At 67.2% G+C, this 15,022-nt stretch carries 14 protein-coding genes and 1 tRNA gene; 6 read left to right on the top strand and 9 right to left on the bottom strand.

Annotated features, from left to right (window positions below; genetic code table 11):
- Positions 1 to 454: 454 nt before the first annotated feature.
- Positions 455 to 688 carry a cysteine rich repeat-containing protein gene (locus QX010_RS18455; RefSeq protein WP_316181013.1) on the bottom strand — a complete coding sequence of 78 codons (234 nt, stop codon included), beginning with the start codon at positions 686 to 688 and terminating at the stop codon, positions 455 to 457.
- A gap of 154 nt (positions 689 to 842) precedes the next feature.
- Between QX010_RS18455 and QX010_RS18450 the strand changes: the two genes are divergently transcribed.
- Positions 843 to 1,085, top strand: coding sequence for a hypothetical protein (locus QX010_RS18450; protein WP_316181011.1), 243 nt, complete (start codon positions 843 to 845; stop codon positions 1,083 to 1,085).
- 31 nt (positions 1,086 to 1,116) lie between these two features.
- On the opposite strand, the gene QX010_RS18445 is transcribed toward QX010_RS18450, so the two are convergent.
- Complete coding sequence (locus tag QX010_RS18445; protein ID WP_316181009.1) at positions 1,117 to 1,899, bottom strand: hypothetical protein; 783 nt, start codon at positions 1,897 to 1,899, stop codon at positions 1,117 to 1,119.
- A gap of 165 nt (positions 1,900 to 2,064) precedes the next feature.
- On the opposite strand from QX010_RS18445, the gene QX010_RS18440 reads away from it, so the two are divergent.
- The gene (locus QX010_RS18440) at positions 2,065 to 2,610 is read left to right on the top strand and encodes an NADAR family protein (RefSeq protein WP_316181007.1); all 546 of its coding nucleotides are present in this window, start codon (positions 2,065 to 2,067) and stop codon (positions 2,608 to 2,610) included.
- 19 nt (positions 2,611 to 2,629) lie between these two features.
- Here the strand turns inward: QX010_RS18440 and QX010_RS18435 are convergent, their stop codons facing one another.
- From QX010_RS18435 to QX010_RS18420, 4 genes are all read right to left on the bottom strand, one after another.
- Complete coding sequence (locus tag QX010_RS18435; protein ID WP_316181005.1) at positions 2,630 to 5,191, bottom strand: polynucleotide kinase-phosphatase; 2,562 nt, start codon at positions 5,189 to 5,191, stop codon at positions 2,630 to 2,632.
- 8 nt (positions 5,192 to 5,199) lie between these two features.
- A complete protein-coding gene (locus tag QX010_RS18430; protein WP_316181002.1) occupies positions 5,200 to 6,579 on the bottom strand; it encodes a 3' terminal RNA ribose 2'-O-methyltransferase Hen1 in 1,380 nt (459 codons plus the stop codon).
- An 89-nt stretch (positions 6,580 to 6,668) separates the two neighbouring features.
- On the bottom strand, positions 6,669 to 8,009 hold the full coding sequence (locus QX010_RS18425; RefSeq protein ID WP_316181000.1) for a TROVE domain-containing protein: 1,341 nt from the start codon (positions 8,007 to 8,009) through the stop codon (positions 6,669 to 6,671).
- A gap of 157 nt (positions 8,010 to 8,166) precedes the next feature.
- Positions 8,167 to 8,241, bottom strand: a tRNA-OTHER gene (locus QX010_RS18420).
- A 1,138-nt stretch (positions 8,242 to 9,379) separates the two neighbouring features.
- On the opposite strand from QX010_RS18420, the gene QX010_RS18415 reads away from it, so the two are divergent.
- On the top strand, positions 9,380 to 10,459 hold the full coding sequence (locus QX010_RS18415) for an Acg family FMN-binding oxidoreductase (protein ID WP_316180998.1): 1,080 nt from the start codon (positions 9,380 to 9,382) through the stop codon (positions 10,457 to 10,459).
- Between the two features lie 79 nt (positions 10,460 to 10,538).
- Positions 10,539 to 10,766, top strand: coding sequence for a hypothetical protein (locus QX010_RS18410; RefSeq protein ID WP_316180996.1), 228 nt, complete (start codon positions 10,539 to 10,541; stop codon positions 10,764 to 10,766).
- 2 nt (positions 10,767 to 10,768) lie between these two features.
- Here QX010_RS18410 and QX010_RS18405 read toward each other — a convergent pair whose 3' ends face one another.
- Positions 10,769 to 11,146: a hypothetical protein gene (locus QX010_RS18405; RefSeq protein WP_316180994.1), complete on the bottom strand. Its 378-nt coding sequence runs from the start codon at positions 11,144 to 11,146 to the stop codon at positions 10,769 to 10,771.
- A gap of 127 nt (positions 11,147 to 11,273) precedes the next feature.
- Between QX010_RS18405 and QX010_RS18400 the strand changes: the two genes are divergently transcribed.
- Positions 11,274 to 11,978, top strand: a complete 705-nt coding sequence (locus QX010_RS18400) for a glutathione S-transferase N-terminal domain-containing protein (RefSeq protein ID WP_316180992.1) — start codon at positions 11,274 to 11,276, stop codon at positions 11,976 to 11,978.
- Positions 11,975 to 12,946 carry an oxygenase MpaB family protein gene (locus tag QX010_RS18395; protein WP_316180990.1) on the top strand — a complete coding sequence of 324 codons (972 nt, stop codon included), beginning with the start codon at positions 11,975 to 11,977 and terminating at the stop codon, positions 12,944 to 12,946. The genes QX010_RS18400 and QX010_RS18395 overlap by 4 nt, the downstream gene beginning before the upstream one ends.
- Before the next feature lie 30 nt (positions 12,947 to 12,976).
- On the opposite strand, the gene QX010_RS18390 is transcribed toward QX010_RS18395, so the two are convergent.
- Positions 12,977 to 13,396 (bottom strand): hypothetical protein, encoded by a 420-nt coding sequence (locus QX010_RS18390; RefSeq protein ID WP_316180988.1) that lies wholly within the window; start codon positions 13,394 to 13,396, stop codon positions 12,977 to 12,979.
- The gene (locus QX010_RS18385; protein WP_316180986.1) at positions 13,393 to 15,021 is read right to left on the bottom strand and encodes a tyrosinase family protein; all 1,629 of its coding nucleotides are present in this window, start codon (positions 15,019 to 15,021) and stop codon (positions 13,393 to 13,395) included. The genes QX010_RS18390 and QX010_RS18385 overlap by 4 nt, the downstream gene beginning before the upstream one ends.
- Between the last annotated feature and the right edge of the window lies 1 nt (position 15,022).

Here is a 15,022-nt window from a genome sequence, read left to right as displayed (position 1 = left end):
GCCTTGAGGCCGGCCGATCACCGGTCTACAAAAAAGACAGTTGCTCCCCGGGGACCGGCTTGTTTGCCCCCGTCGCCAGCCGGTCATCATCTCGGCCGGCTTGACCTCAGCATCGGGAGGCCAGGACCACACGATTTCGCCGGCGCATTCTGCCGTTCGTCCGCACGGAGAACCATGCTGCGGCAGCCTACGCCCGTCGCATCACCGCCTCCACGTTCGTGACGATCGCGAAGCGCCCCTCATGGCGAGGCGGGACAGGCGGAGTATTTCATAAAATTCGGAAAAACGAAAGCGAAATTTTCGTGGACGCGGCGTGCGAACCTCGATCGCATTGGAAGGGCTGGTGTTTGGCGCCGAAGATCGGCTTCGTCTGGGCGCAGACAAAGCCGGATCGCTGTGGAAGTTGCCGGCTGGCCTGCACCCGGAACGGGGCCAGGCCAGCCGATGCGCATGCTCAGCGTCTTTGGCCTTTGCCTCGGCCGGGTCCCGTCGTGTCGAGAGCCTGGCGGCAATCCGCTGAGACTTTCTCGCGGTTGGTCTCGAGGCAGGCGCGAACCTGGCCTGCGCCGTGCTGCTTGCCGGAGCAGAAGCTCTGGATGTCAGCGGCGCATTGCGTTGCCACCGGCCCGGTTCCCTGAGCGAAAGCGGGCATGGCCGCGATGGCGGCGATGACGATGGCGAGTTGCAAGGACGTCCTCATTCAAGCCTCCTTGGGGAGTGGTGTAGGCACGGTAGCGAGGTAGCGTGTGTCCTGCGTCCGTTCGTTGCGCAGGATCAAGCCGAAGGGGATCGCGCCGGAGGAACGGCTTCGCGTTCCGGGAATCGTGCCTGGAGGAAACGGCGTGACTGCCAGGAAGCTGCTCCACGATGATGATATCGCCGACATCGAGTGGCAGTACCAATACCTGCTGCGTCAGCAGCATGACCGCGATGGCTTCGATCTCCTCGAAGGCAGCCGGCACATCGGTGACGATGTCAGCGGCCCTGCGGAAGCTCACCCTCGTCGACCTGAGGCCACCGTCCTACGCTCACCCCGCCGCTCGATCGGCTCGCTCGTGCGCCCCCGCGGCTGCGCGCTGGGATGACGAGACGGGTCTCAGAAGCCGGTCCGCGCACTCAAGACAAGCTGATCTCGGTTTCGCCGTCCGGCCCGATCAGCGTCAACATTCCGGGCGTGCCCTCGCCACCGGAGAGGTAGTGATAACTGTCCAGGGCACGTCCGCTCGGAATGCCGAGAAGCTCGGCGGGGCCCGTCAACCTGTCTTCGGCAAACATGAACGGCTTGGCTGGGGACGGCGTGGGGACGGTTGCGGCAGGCCTTGTGGCCATGCGCCTTTCGATGTCGGCGAGATATTGCTCGAGGCTCGGCGGATTCGGCATCTTGGCGGCAATTATCGGATAGGCCTGGATCGCTTTCTTACGCACCGCGTCGAGGATCATCTCGTGCTCCGTTTGTCCCGATGATTGGGCCTGGTCGGCGGAATGTCGCTCGGGATGCAGAAGCCGCGACAGCTGGTCCGTCGCGTTGTCCGCCCTGCAATAGGTTGCCAGCGCCTCGGGCTCACCGCCCTCGGGCGGCAGGTTCTCGCCGGTGAAATAGCCGGGTGCCGAGTTGTAGCTGTCGCGCTGCTTGCCGTCATCGACGAGAAGATACAGCAGGATATCGCTGTCATGGACGATGAAGGCGATGACCGGCCGTTGCAGCGCGCTCGAAAGCGCGAGCGCCAGAGCCGACAGGCCCGCTTCATCTTGAAACGCGGCTTGAGGGAAAATGCTGGTCCAGGCATCGGCAGGCGAGCCACGCACATAGGCCGGAACGACGCCGAGAGACTTGAGCGCCTCGATGACCGCGCGAGGTGCGGCGTCGCGAACGTGGAGGTTGGTGATGAACGATCCCATGCTCACTGCTTCCTTCAGCTCGGCGGCGTCGATATGTCCGATTCCAAAGCGGCCGAATTTTGCGCGCGTTCGGAGCGTAAGGGCCGTGGCTCACGTGGGACAGGTTTGTCCATCGCAGGAAAATCTGGCACACCCGGTCGCTGCCCGCAACGAAATGGGGTCGTGATGCCAATTGAAGATGTCGAGTCTCTGAAGGCTGCAATTGCTGGCGGTCGCGCGCCGGAGCTTCTGCTGTTCTGGGGACACACTGCCAAGACGAGCGAGATCGGCAAGCACGTGCTCAGCCAGTGGTGGTCGGCAGCGTTCGCGCTCGACGGGCGGACCTATGCGACCGCCGAGCACTACATGATGGCGCAGAAGGCCGAGCTGTTTGGCGACCGCGAGACGCTGGACGCCATTCTCGCCGCGCCGGGTCCGTCGGAGGCGAAGAAGCTCGGACGGGAGGTGCGCGGCTTCGACGACGCGCGCTGGACCGCGCACCGGCTCGACGTCGCCGTGCGCGGCAACGCCGCGAAGTTCGGCCAGAACCCGGCGCTTGCGGAGTGGCTCCGTGCCACCGGCAACGCCGTGCTGGTCGAGGCGAGTCCAGTCGACCGCATCTGGGGCATCGGCCTCGCCGCCGATGATCCGCGGGCGCGCGATCCCGCGCGCTGGCGTGGTCTCAACCTGCTTGGCTTCGCGTTGATGACAGTTCGCGCCGCGCTCGGCTGAGCGCGACGCAACGCCTGAATCACAGCCGCGGATCGATCGGCTCGCTCTCCAAGGCCAGCACCGCGAACACGCATTCGTGCACGCGGCGCAGCGGCTCGCGGGCGACGAAGCGGGTCAGCGCCTCGTGGCCGAGCGCGAACTCGCGCAGGGCCAGGTTGCGCTTGCCCTCGAGCTTGCGCTGGCGCAGCCGGACGATGTGCTCCGGCGCATCATATTCCGGGCCGTAGATGATGCGCAGATATTCCGGCCCGCGCACCTTGAGCGCCGGCTGAATGAGGCCCTTCGGTCCGCGCGCGACGAAGTTTTTCGGCTTCACCACCATGCCTTCGCCGCCGCTTCCCGTGAGCTGCTCCCACCACGCGATGGCGTCGGCGACGGCCGTGTCGTCGGCCAGCACAACAGTGCGCCATTGCGTGCGGGTGACGACGGATGCTGATGCGGCGGCCAGCCGATCGGCGAGCGTCATGTGCCAGACGTGGTCCTGATCGAACCAGACCCGGCCCTCGCTGGCGAGCAGATGAAACGGCGCGACCTTGAGATCGTCGATGCCGCCGACCGGCCAGACATAAGGCGCCCAGGCAGCGCCATAGCGCTTGGCGCGCGCGACACGATCGCGGAAATGGTCGCCGAGCGCGGCGACATCGAGGCCACGCGCGGCGGCGCGCGCCACTGCGTCGGCGGCTGCTTCGAGGCCGGCGACCGATGACGCCGCGACCGGCGCGTACTGGCTCTCGATCAGGCTGCCGGCCTTGGCCGACCAGGGCATGATCTCGGCGTCGAGCAGCAGCCAGTCGGATTGCAGCTCCTGCCACAGGCCGGCGCTGTCGACAGCGTCACGCAGCCGTGCCAGCAGCGCCTCGGTCATCGCGGCATCGTTGAAGAAGGCGCGGCCGGTGCGGGTCCAGATCGCGCCGCTCTCGTCGCCTGCGATGCCGAAGCGGGCCCTGGCAACATCGGCGCTGTTGCATAGCGCAATGACGGCGCGCGAGCCCATGTGCTTCTCCTCGCACACGACCTCGGCAACGTTGCGGGCGCGGAAATGCGCGAACGCCTCCTCGGGCCGTTCCAGCCAACCCTCGCGCGCGCTCGTCTCCGATGGCGACATGGTCGGCGGCAGATAGACCAGCCACTGCGGCGGCAGCGCGAAGCGGCTCATCACCTCCAGCGCGGCGGCCGCGTTCTCCTCGGCCACGACCATGCGGCCGCGCAGCGTGGTGTCGATCCAGCGGCGGCCGCTCACGTCATCGATATCGAGCAGCTGATCGGCCTCGGCCTGCGCGGAGGCGCTGCCGGCGCGAGGCGCGAGCGGACGGACCGGCTCGCACCAGACGCGCTCGGCCTCGACCTCGACGAGCTCACGCTCCGGCCAGCGCAGCGCTGTCAGCCGGCCGCCGAACACGCAGCCGGTGTCGATGCACATGGTGTTGTTGACCCATTCGGCTGATCGCACCGGCGTGTGACCGTAGACCACGGTGGTCGGTCCGCGGTAGTTCGCGGCCCAGTCGGCGCGCAAGGGCAGGCCGAATTCGTCGATCTCGCCGGTGGTTTCGCCATACAGCGCGAATTCGCGCACTGCGCCGGAGCCGCGGCCGATCATCTCCTCCTTCAGCCCGGCATGCGCCACCGCGAGCCGGCCGCCGTCGAGCCAGACATGGCTGCGCAGCCCGTCGAGAAAGCCCGGCAGAGTGTCGCGGAAGCTTCGCTCCTCGCTGGCGAGCTGATCGATCGTGGCCTGCAGGCCGTGCGCGATCGTGACCTTGCGGCCCGCCAGCCAGCGCTGGAATTTGCGGTCGTGATTGCCCTGCACGGCATAGGCGGTGCCGGCCGCCACCATGCTCATGACGATGCGCAGCACATCGGGTGACTGCGGGCCGCGGTCGACGAGGTCGCCGACGAAGACGAGCTTGCGGCCCGCGGGCGGCGTCACTGTGACGGCGCGTCGACCCTCTGTGTCGCTCCATGTGACCTGATAGCCGAGCTTCGCCAGCAGCGCCTGCAATTCGGCCGCGCAGCCGTGTACGTCACCGATGATGTCGAACGGTCCGGCGTCATGCCGCTTGTCGGTCCACAACGGCTGCCGCGCGATGGTCGCGGCCTCGATGCGCGCGACGCTGTCGAGCTTCCACACCTGGCGAAAGCCCTCGCGCTGCAGCCCACCGAGACCACGGCGGATCTCCGAGACCATGCGCTGCACGACGGGGCCGCCGAAGGCGCGCTCGGGACGCGTCCTGTTTCTGTCGATGCAGACGTCGATGCCGGGATCGAACACGATCGCGACCGGCAGCGCATGCCATTTGCGCGCGAGCTCGACCCAGCCCTTCCGGTCGGCAGGGCGCACATTTGTGGCGTCGATGACGGCGAGCCTGCGGTGCTTCAGCCGCTTGCCGGCAATTTCGCGGACGATGTCGAACGCGTCGGCGGAGACGCCCTGGTCGGTCTCGTCGTCGGCGACCAGCGCGCGGCAATGGTCCGAGGAGATCACCTCGGTCGGAAGGAAATGCCTGGCGGCGAAGGTCGACTTGCCGGAGCCGGTCGAGCCGATCAGCACGACCAGCGCGAAATCGGGGATTTCGATGTTCATGGAATTGCTCAGCGAGTGAAGACGGCCATCTGCGTCGGCGCGCCATGGCTCTCGTCGTGATGGCCGATGCCGGAGAAGGCGGCCTGATAGTTGAAGGTTGCGCAGATCCGCTGCGCCCAGTCGGCAAACTCGGCGCGCGACCATTCGAAGCGATGGTCGCGGTGGCGAAACTGTCCGGCGGGCAGGCTTGGAAACAGTGCGTTGTAGTCGGCGTTCGGTGTGGTCACGATCACCGCGCGCGGCCGCGCGGCGCCGAACACCACGCGCTCGAGCATCGGCAGCCGGTCGGGATCGAGGTGCTCGATCACCTCGACCAGAACAGCGGCGTCGGCCTCCGCCCAGCGCGCGTCGCGATAGGTCAGCGAGCCGTGCAGCAAGGTGACGCGGCCCTCGGGCGGGCCACCGGGGAAGCCCAGCTTGAGCCGCTTGGCCGCGCGCTCCAGCTCGCCGGCCGCGGGATCGAGCCCGATCAGTCGTTCGACCCAGCGTTCGCGTACCAGAAGCTGCAGCAGCCGGCCTTCGCTGCAGCCGAGATCGGCGATGGTCTTGGCGCCGGTGGTCCGCAGCGCCTCGATGACCGCCGTCATGCGCAGGTCGTTGAGCCGGATCGGCGCCTCCAATTTGTCTTCTGTCAGGCTGCGCGCCTCGGGCTCGGCCGTCTCGTCCTGTGTCTCCGGCGCAAGCCGCGCCAATGCCGCGCGCGCGAGCACGCCGCGATGGCGCAGATAGCGGCGCACGATCAGCTCCTTGGCAGGATGGGCGTCGAGCCAGCCTTCGCCGCGCTTGAGCAGCTTGTCGATCTCCTCGTCGCCGACCCAGTAATGCTTGGCATCGTCCATGACGGGGATCAGCACGTAGAGATGGTTGAGCAGCGCGCTGAGCCTGGCGGTGCCGCGCAACGTCAGTCGTACGTAGCGGCTGGTGGGATCGCCCTGCGGTCCGGCGATAGGCGCGACCTCGACCTGCCAGCCCAGCGGCTCGAACAGCTGCCGCAGCACGGCTTCGCCGCCGCGCAGGGGCAGGGGCGTCACCACGGCCTCCAGCGCGATGGCGCTGTCGGCAAGCTCCTGGCGCGCACTGCTGACGCCGTTCATCGCGGTCCGGAACGCCTTGTTGAGCGCGACCGACAGGAACGACGACGCGGCATAGGGGCGGTCGTTGACATATTGATCGAGCAGCCCGTCGCCCTGACCGTTGCCACGGACGAGGCCGATCGGATCGACGTCGAGCACCAGCGCCGCCTCGCAGCGATCATTGCTGGCCTCGGGATAGAAGATCAGCGCCTTGCCATAGGTGAGCGCGAGCTCGTGCAGCCGCTCCGGATGCTTGTTGAGCAGGTAGCCGAGATCGGTGGCAGGCTGATGGGTGGTGGCGATGGACAGGTACATGGCGTCACTTAAACGGGGGCGCGTGGGGTGGTCCACTGTTTGTGGAAGAAGACCCGGGCGCGTCTGTGACGCGTCCGGGTCATTTGTCGTCAGTGCAGGGTCGCGCCGCGCAAGCTCTCCTCCTGCGCCGCGATCCAGGCGATCACGGCCTCGGAGAAGCCGTCGACCCGCGTCCAGGGCCCGTAGCCGACCCCGTGCTGGTACGACGCCACGTTGACCATGGTCCCGCGCGTCTTCGGCGCCGGCACAGGATCGTGGCTCTGCTCGTCGGTGAAGACGATCAGGTGGTCGCCCTTGCGGTCGACCTCGCTGACCGCGCGGCCGAGATAGGTCGAGACATGCGGCTGCGAGTCGAGGATCGCGTCGCGCAGCGCAAAGCCACGTCGCGGCGGCACCTTCACGACCTCATTGCTGAACGTGAAGATCTCCACCTCGTCGCAGACCTCGCGGGCGAGGATCGCCAGCCCGCACGCCGCGTCCGCGCGCGTCATCTCCGACCTCGCGGACAGCGCCGCGAACATCGAGCCGGAGACGTCGATCAGGAGCCGCGTGCGGCCCTTGAGCCGCGCGTAACCCTTGATCGACCTGAACATCGCGGCCTCGAGCTCGGGCTCGAAGGCCGGCGCATGCCGGGCCGCCGTGATGAACCGATACGGCAGCACCCGGTCCGTCCGCATCGTCGCGATCGCCTGTGCGATCGTTGCGCGCGGCACTCCGGCCTGCCGCATCAGGCGCAGGTTGCGGAACAGCGCCAGCGCTCCGAGCCTGTTCTCACCGAGCAGCCGCTCGAAGCTCGCACGCTTGTCCGCACCGGCCGACAGCGCGACCTCCCAGGTGTCGGGCGAGGGCAGCTCGCCATCGACGAGCTGCTTCCACACCGCCTCCTGGACGGCATCCCTGGGCCTGGCGTGAACCAGGAAGAGGACGTCGCGCAGCCGCACCGGCCCCTCGCGGTCATACTTCGCGAGCTGATAGGCGTCGAACTTCGAAAACGCCTTCGCCAGCCCCTTCTTGACCTGCGCCGAGACCGGCTGCCGCTTGCGCTGCTGCTGCGGACCGAGAGCGTCCGCCCAGTAGATCGCGAGCAGCTCGGCCATCTCGTCCGGCCGCTGGATGATGCGCGACAGCGTCTCGGCGACCAGCGCGCGGTGCGACGGCAACCGCGCCATCTCGCGGGCGACGAGCAGCGGCGCGTGCCGCAGCTTCATCTCCTCGCGCGCACGGACCGCGAGCTGAGCCACCTCGCGCGGCTCGACCTGCGGCACCAGCGCCTTGATGCGATCGGCGATCGCGATCCCGTCCTCGTAGAACTGGTCCTCCCAGAGCAGGCAGCTCATCAGCGTGCGCTGCAGCGCCTGTGCCGGCGCGAGCTGTCGGGACGGCGCACCCTCGTGGGTGAAGGCGCGCAGGAACGTGTTGAGCTTGACCATGCCAGGGCCTCCTCTTGGGTTAATGGTCGATGGATAAATGGCCGGGAGCATCGGCCGGCACGCGCGATCTCGTTCGAGATCAGGCGTGATGGGAACCACGCGCCGGGAACGGGCGAATGCTGATCGGTTAGTGCTCTACCGCTGAGCTACCGGCGCATGGAGCGCCGGGTGGGAGTCGAACCCACGACCTCTCGATTAGCAATCGAAGTATCAGCATTCCTCACCACGGCGCGTGGAAGAAGGAGCGCAGAGCGTATCTGCGCCGTCGCGGTGACCGCCTGTTCGAGACGATCACCGGTTGAGATGGAGCACGAGCCGGGAACGGGCGATGACTGAGACCCGGGCCACTTGCATGGCCCGGACAGCGCTCTGACCTCTAAGCTACCGGCATGACGCCGGGCGGGATTCGAACCCGCGACCTCTGGCGTGGAAGGCGAAGTAACAGTCATCTTCACCACGGCTCGCGAATGAGTTCGGCGGGGAATGGGTGATGCTGTTGCTGCCCCAGTGGGGCGCTCGGTTTCAACGAAGTAACAGGCATCTTCACCACCGCCTTGGCCGCACGGCTGCGGGATGCGGCCGGGCGGCATTGATGGCATGCTGGGGAACGGGCGATCACGGCGATACGACGATCGAAACGCAGGCTTGGCATCAGCCTCGCCGCAACCAGCGACTCACCCATCTCGCTTGACGGATTCCACGGTACGATCGATCGAAGGCGGCGCGCGGCCGCATTGGCGCGAAGGAGCCGCGATCTTCACCACCAGCAGCTCCCGGCTGCGAACGGCCGGGAATTCAATTGGCTTGTCTGCGGCGCTGCACGGCGCCGCGTGTTGCGAGCTCCAGGGAGCTCGCTCTGTCATCGGTGTCCGGCGTTGCCGCCTCGTTCCCTCCGACAGGCCCCGCGCGCGCAGGCCACGCGCATCACCTGCGCGAGCCCCGGGATCCGGGTCTCCCGTTCCGGCTCGAGGCCGGGACATCTGGTTGTTCGCCGTGCAGCCGGCTCACGTGAGGGCAACAAAAAACCCTCCGGAGCGGCGGGCTCGGGAGGGTCCGTGTGATGCGGACTGTTGATCTTGCCTCAAGCAAGATCGTTCCCCCGAGCATGGCGTGCGCCATCCACCGGCATGACGCCGTTGGACGTGCGGATGAAGTGTTCGTAGCCGAAGGACATCGTCTCGCTCATGTTTGTCGCGGGCGCAGTCGCTCGCGAGGCCGCGGGACATACGCCGCTTTGTTGGTGCTGTCAACAGCATGGCGTTGATGTTTTGCCGGCTGCTGCGGAGGCCTTGATCTGCAACAACGCGCCGATGCGGAGCATGCTTATCGTGAGCATATCGAGATGCGGCGAGAATTGCGGGCGCAGAGTCATGAACCGACGGCGGGTCCTGATAGGAGGCGGCAGCGCGCTTGCAGCGGCCGCGCTCGGCGCCGGCTCCTGGCGCGCCGCGACCGGCACGATGCGCGCATATGACGACTATAGTGCCCGGTTGCGCGCGCCGTTGTCGTCCGACATCACCGATGTCATCCGTTACGCGACGCTCGCGGCCAACAGCCACAACACGCAGCCGTGGCGCTTTCGCGTGACGCGGGATGCGATCGAGATCATGCCCGATCCGTCACGCCGCACGCCGGTGGTTGATCCGGACGACCATCATCTGTTCGTCAGCCTCGGCTGCGCGGCCGCCAATCTCGCGATCGCCGCCGATGCGAGCGGCCGTCCGGGCGAGATCAGCAGCGACGGCCGGATGGTGCGGTACAGCTTCACGAACGGCACGGCGCATGACGATGCGCGGCTTGCGGCCATCGTCCGCAGGCAGTCGACGCGCGCGGAGTATGACGGACGAGCGGTGCCGCTAGGCGATCTCGCCGCGCTGCAGGCGGCCTCGGCAATGCCGGGCGTCGATCTTGCGATCATCACGGCTCCCGCCGCAATCGCTGCCATTCGCGATCTCGTCGTCGCCGGCAATGATGCGCAGATGCACGATGCCGCGTTCTTGCGCGAGCTGAAGAGCTGGCTGCGGTTCAATCCGCGGAGCGCGATGGAGACGGGCGACGGCCTGTTCGCGGCGGCCAGCGGCAATCCGTCATTGCCGACCGCGCTCGGTGGCCTCGCCTTCGATCAGCTCTTCAATGCAGCATCGGAGAACGACAGATATGCGCGGCAGATCAGCTCATCGGCCGGTGTCGCCGTGTTCACCGCCGAGCAGGCCGACGCCTCGCATTGGATCAGGGCCGGGCAGGCGTGCCAGCGCTTCGCGCTCGAAGCGACGCGGCTGGGGCTGAAGCTCGCCTTCGTCAACCAGCCGGTCGAAGTCGCCGCGTTGCGGCCAGAGCTGGCGCGCGTGGTCGGAACGACGAGGCGGCCGGATCTCGTGCTGCGCTTCGGCTACGGGCCGGCGCTGCCGTTTGCGCCGCGGCGGCGCGTTGCCGACGTGCTGGGTTCATGAGTCGTTCCTGTCAATCTTGACGGATTTGCGACTCGGTGCATTGCTTCGCTGCATGTTCGAGAACACCCGATTGGCACGCATGAGCGACGGGCATTATTGCCTGGTGCGCGACCTTGGCCTGGTCAAGGGCGGCAAGGGCATGCGCCATCACGAGGTGGTGGTGGATTTCAGCTATCGCGGCATCAAGGTGTTTGCCAGGCAGGGCGCGTCGTCGCTGATGCGCCGCGTCGCGGCCAAGCTCGCGCAGCACGACGCCACCTCGAAGCTGCCGGCACTGCTGCGCGTGCGCCTGCGCGAGCCGCAGTAGCGTCAGCGCTTGCGCCGAAGTTCACCGCTTTGCGGCGTCGTATTTGGTCGTTTCGGCTCGTAGGGGCTTTCCGGATTGACGTCGAGCTCGACCTCGGCGACGCAATATTGCGGCCGGCGGTGGCTGCGCCCGGAATGCCAGCGCCCCTGGCGCAGCTCGACCTCGCTCATGTCGGCGACATCGAAGCACTTCCATTGGCCGCCCGGCGGCAGGCCGCTGCTCGCGCCGCCCGCGAACTGGAACACGAGCACGCGCTCGCGGCCGGCGGTGTGGCCGAGGATGATCGGGCAGATCGCGCGGGCGAAGCCGCCATAGATGCACAGAATCTGCTGACGCGTGAGCATCGCCTGCATGATCAATCGGTAGGTCGGGCTCGGCATGCTGGCCTTCTGCACGATGCAGCAACATAAGATCGCCGGCCGCGGCCAGTTCCGCATCGAACCTTGCAGCGGCGGTTCACGGGCTTAGATTGAGCCCTCAACGAGACAGCGCGAGCAAAAAGCCATCATGTCCGATCTCTCCAGCTTCCCGATCACCACGCGCTGGCCGGCGCGGCATCCCGACCGCATCCAGCTCTATTCACTGCCGACGCCGAACGGCGTGAAGGTCTCGATCATGCTGGAGGAGACCGGCCTGGCCTACGAGCCGCATGCGATCGATTTCGGCAAGGATGAGCAGAAGACGCCGGCATTCCTGTCGCTCAATCCGAACGGCAAGATTCCCGCGATCATCGATCCCGACGGTCCCGGCGGCAAGCCGCTCGGCCTGTTCGAATCCGGGGCGATCCTGCAGTACCTTGCCGAGAAGACCGGGAAATTTCTCCCCGACGATCCGGCGCGGCGCTGGCAGACGATCCAGTGGGTGCATTTCCAGATGGGCGGCATCGGCCCGATGTTCGGGCAGCTCGGCTTCTTCCACAAATTCGCCGGCCGTGAGTACGAGGACAAGCGGCCGTTGCAGCGCTACGTCGCGGAGAGCAGGCGGCTGCTCGGCGTACTCGACAACAGGCTCGACGGCCGGCAGTGGATCATGGACGCCGACTACACCATCGCCGACATCGCGACGCTCGGCTGGGTGCGCAACCTGATCGGGTTCTACGGCGCGCGCGACATCGTCGCCTTCGATGAGCTCAAGCACGTGCCGGCCTGGCTGGAGCGCGGCCTGGCGCGGCCGGCGGTGCAGCGCGGGCTGGAGATCCCGCAGCGGCCGTGATCGTCAGCGAGGCCGATTTCGAACGTTGCATCGCCGAACTGCTGGCCGCGCCGGGCGACGCCGTGCTGCCGTCCGACAGCGTGATGTGGCGCGTGCATCGCGAGGCCGCGCTGTTTCTCGGCGCCGGCCGCGCGCTGCTGTTGCAGCTCGCCCATCCCTGGGTGGCGGCCGGCATTGCCGAGCAGTCCAGAGTGTTCGCCGATCCGCTCGGCCGTTTCCACCGCACCTTCAGCATCGTCTACACCATGGTGTTCGGCACGCGCGCGCAGGCGGTCGCCGTGGCGCGGCGGCTGTATCGGCGGCACGCCGCGGTCGATGGCGTGATGCCGGAGACGGTCGGACCGTTCGCCGCCGGCTCGCGCTATCACGCCAACGACGTCGACGCGCTGCGCTGGGTCCATGCCACCCTGGTCGAGACCGCGATGATGTCCTACGGCCTGCTGTGTCCGCCGCTCGGCGATGCCGAGCGCGAGCAATATTGGCGCGAGGCCATGCGGTTCGCGGGCCTGTTCGGAATTCCACACGAGGCCATGCCTCCGGACTGGACGTCGTTCAAGGTCTATGCGGCCGAGATGATGGCGTCGGAGACGCTCACGGTCAGCACGGCCGCGCGCGACATCGCGCACCGCATCTTCTCGGGCGAGGCGACGTGGATCGCACCGCCGCGCTGGTTCACGGCGCTGACGGCCGAGATGCTGCCGGAGCGGCTGCGCCTTGCTTTCGCGCTGCCCTATGGCGAGCGCGAACGCCGCAGCGCGGCGCGGGCCAAACGGTTTCTGCCACGCGCCTACGCGTTGCTGCCGGAGAGATTGCGTACCGTCGGCCCCTATCAGGAGGCGATGGCGCGCATCGAGGGGACGACGTGTCCGCCGTTCACACGGCTGCTCAACCGCGCCTGGATCGGACAGCCCAGCATGGCGAGCCCGTTCGAGCCGCGTGCGGACCGTGCGCGGAGCGGGACGCTCTGAGACCGGCGCGCTTGCGGCGCCGATGACGGATCACGGCCGTGGAGCGAGCTTGAGCGTGATGCCGCGAACCTCCTGCGGCGTCGGCGCGCGGCTGCCGCCGGGTTGGCTGATGCTGAGGCGGATCGACAGCCGTCCACCCTCGATGGCCTCCTTCGGCACCGGGAGCGCATAGGTCCCGGCCTCCGCACCAGTGCGAAGGCCGAATGGCGAGATGGTCCCGAGCGGCATCCCGGCTGCGGTCGTCACCGTCACCTCCTGGCCTCGCCCCAGTGCGCCCAGGCTGATCTCGACGACCGCAGCGTCGCTCGCATCCAATGGCCGCGGCACGACCAGATCGACGGCTCTGAAGGGCTCCGCCGCCAAGGACGAGGCCGGTCGCAGCAAGGTATAGAGCAGCACGGTACAGAGCAGCACGGCGCAGGCCCGCAGCGCGGCGCGCCTGCCGTTCATCGGCGCAGCGGTCCGACCGAGAGCGCTTTCAGGGGCGGCGCGGTGCCGACGCCGCCCGAAGGCACGACGCGGATGCTCAGCGGCTGGTTGGGCGCGGCCCGCAGGGCGGAGAACGCCTCCTGCTTCGTCGGCAGCGGCACCGCGAAGGTCGCATCCATGGTCATGGCCATGCCCGGCATCATCGATCCGAAGAAGGCGATGGTGCCTGCATAATACGGGCTGTCAGCCGTGACCCTGGTGACATTGGCGGGCGCGTTCACCAGGACGTCGAACTCGCGCACGGTCGAATAGCCGCTCGGGCGGGGCAGCGTGATCTGCGCCATCAGCGGCTGCGGCCGCGTTGCCGCCAGGTGCGCTTCGAGCGCGTCGCCAGGAATCTTCACCGTGCCCGCATTGGCCTTGACCGAGCCCTGCTGCGGCTTGATCTGCGGCGCCGAGGCGACCGCGGGCGGACCCACGATGTCCTCGCCGAAACCCGGCGCATAATCGTAGTCGAAGCGATCGGTCGAGATGTAGTCGCCGGCCTTGCTGGGGCCGACATAGCCGCCCTTGCCATCGGCGTAGAACAGGAACGGCTCGTCCGAGAATGTCTTCAGGTCGGCCCCCTGCGGCAAATAGGGTAGCTTGAGCCGCTGCTGCTTGCGTGTCCAGACATCCCAGAGCCGGTCCATGTTCGAATGATGCAGGAAGAAGATCGGATCGACCGGCGACAGGAAATTGGTCATGTTGCCATAGGGGCCGGGATCGAGCGGGCCGACACCGCCGATGTAGTTGTGGACCTTGTTGTGCGGCAGACCTTCCAAGGTCGAGAACTTGGTCGCGCCATTCGGCTGGGTGTTGTGCGAAGCGGTCTTCGAGCTGGTGAAGCTCAGATAGTTGTCGGGGTTATAGAAGTCGGTCGGCAGCAGGCCCGCCATGATCACGAACGGCGAGACGTCGTAGGTGGTCTTAGCATCGAGCTTCGGATTGTCGCGCGACAGATAGCGTGAGGCGCAGGTGGTCGCAAATGCCTCATTGCCGGAGATGCCGGCATTGGCGGACGGCGAGAAGCCGGTGACGTCGTTCCAGAGATCGTCGATCGACTTGTAGCCGCGGATCTCGAGCTGGCCGCGCTGGTCCTTCGACAGGCCGTTCCAGTAATCCGTCAGCGCCGGCTTGATGAACGAGGTGAAGACCGCGAGATTCCCGGTGAACGGCTGATACGCCTTGTCGGTCGGCGTCAGCACGCCGTCGAACATGCCGGCAGGAATTTCCGGCAGCTCGGTCCAGTCCCAATAGGGCAGGGCGAAACTGTCGTCGCCGCTGAGCGCGCGGATCGATTGCTCGAAATAGCCGAGATAGCCGCGATGCCAGACATAGAACCACCAATTGCCGTGCGGGCAGTCCATCAGATGAATGAACGCGTTGCGGAACCAGTTCTGCGGATGGTTTGCGGGAAGCTGCAGCATGGCGGCGACGCCCTTGGCGTAGCTCGCGAGCATCTTCTGGCCTTCCGCGCTGGTGACGTTGGCGCGGCGATATTTCGCGGCGGCGTGGCCTGGTCTCGGCGAGATGACGGTGCCGGCTGCCGCCATCGCGGCCGTCGCCAGGAACGTTCGGCGGGTCTGTCGCAATCCCATGCTCATC

The organism is Bradyrhizobium sp. SZCCHNRI1009 (genome assembly GCF_032487575.1).
GTDB lineage: Bacteria > Pseudomonadota > Alphaproteobacteria > Rhizobiales > Xanthobacteraceae > Bradyrhizobium.
Note: the sequence above shows the minus strand (reverse complement) of the source record. Positions and strands in the feature narration are given on the sequence as shown.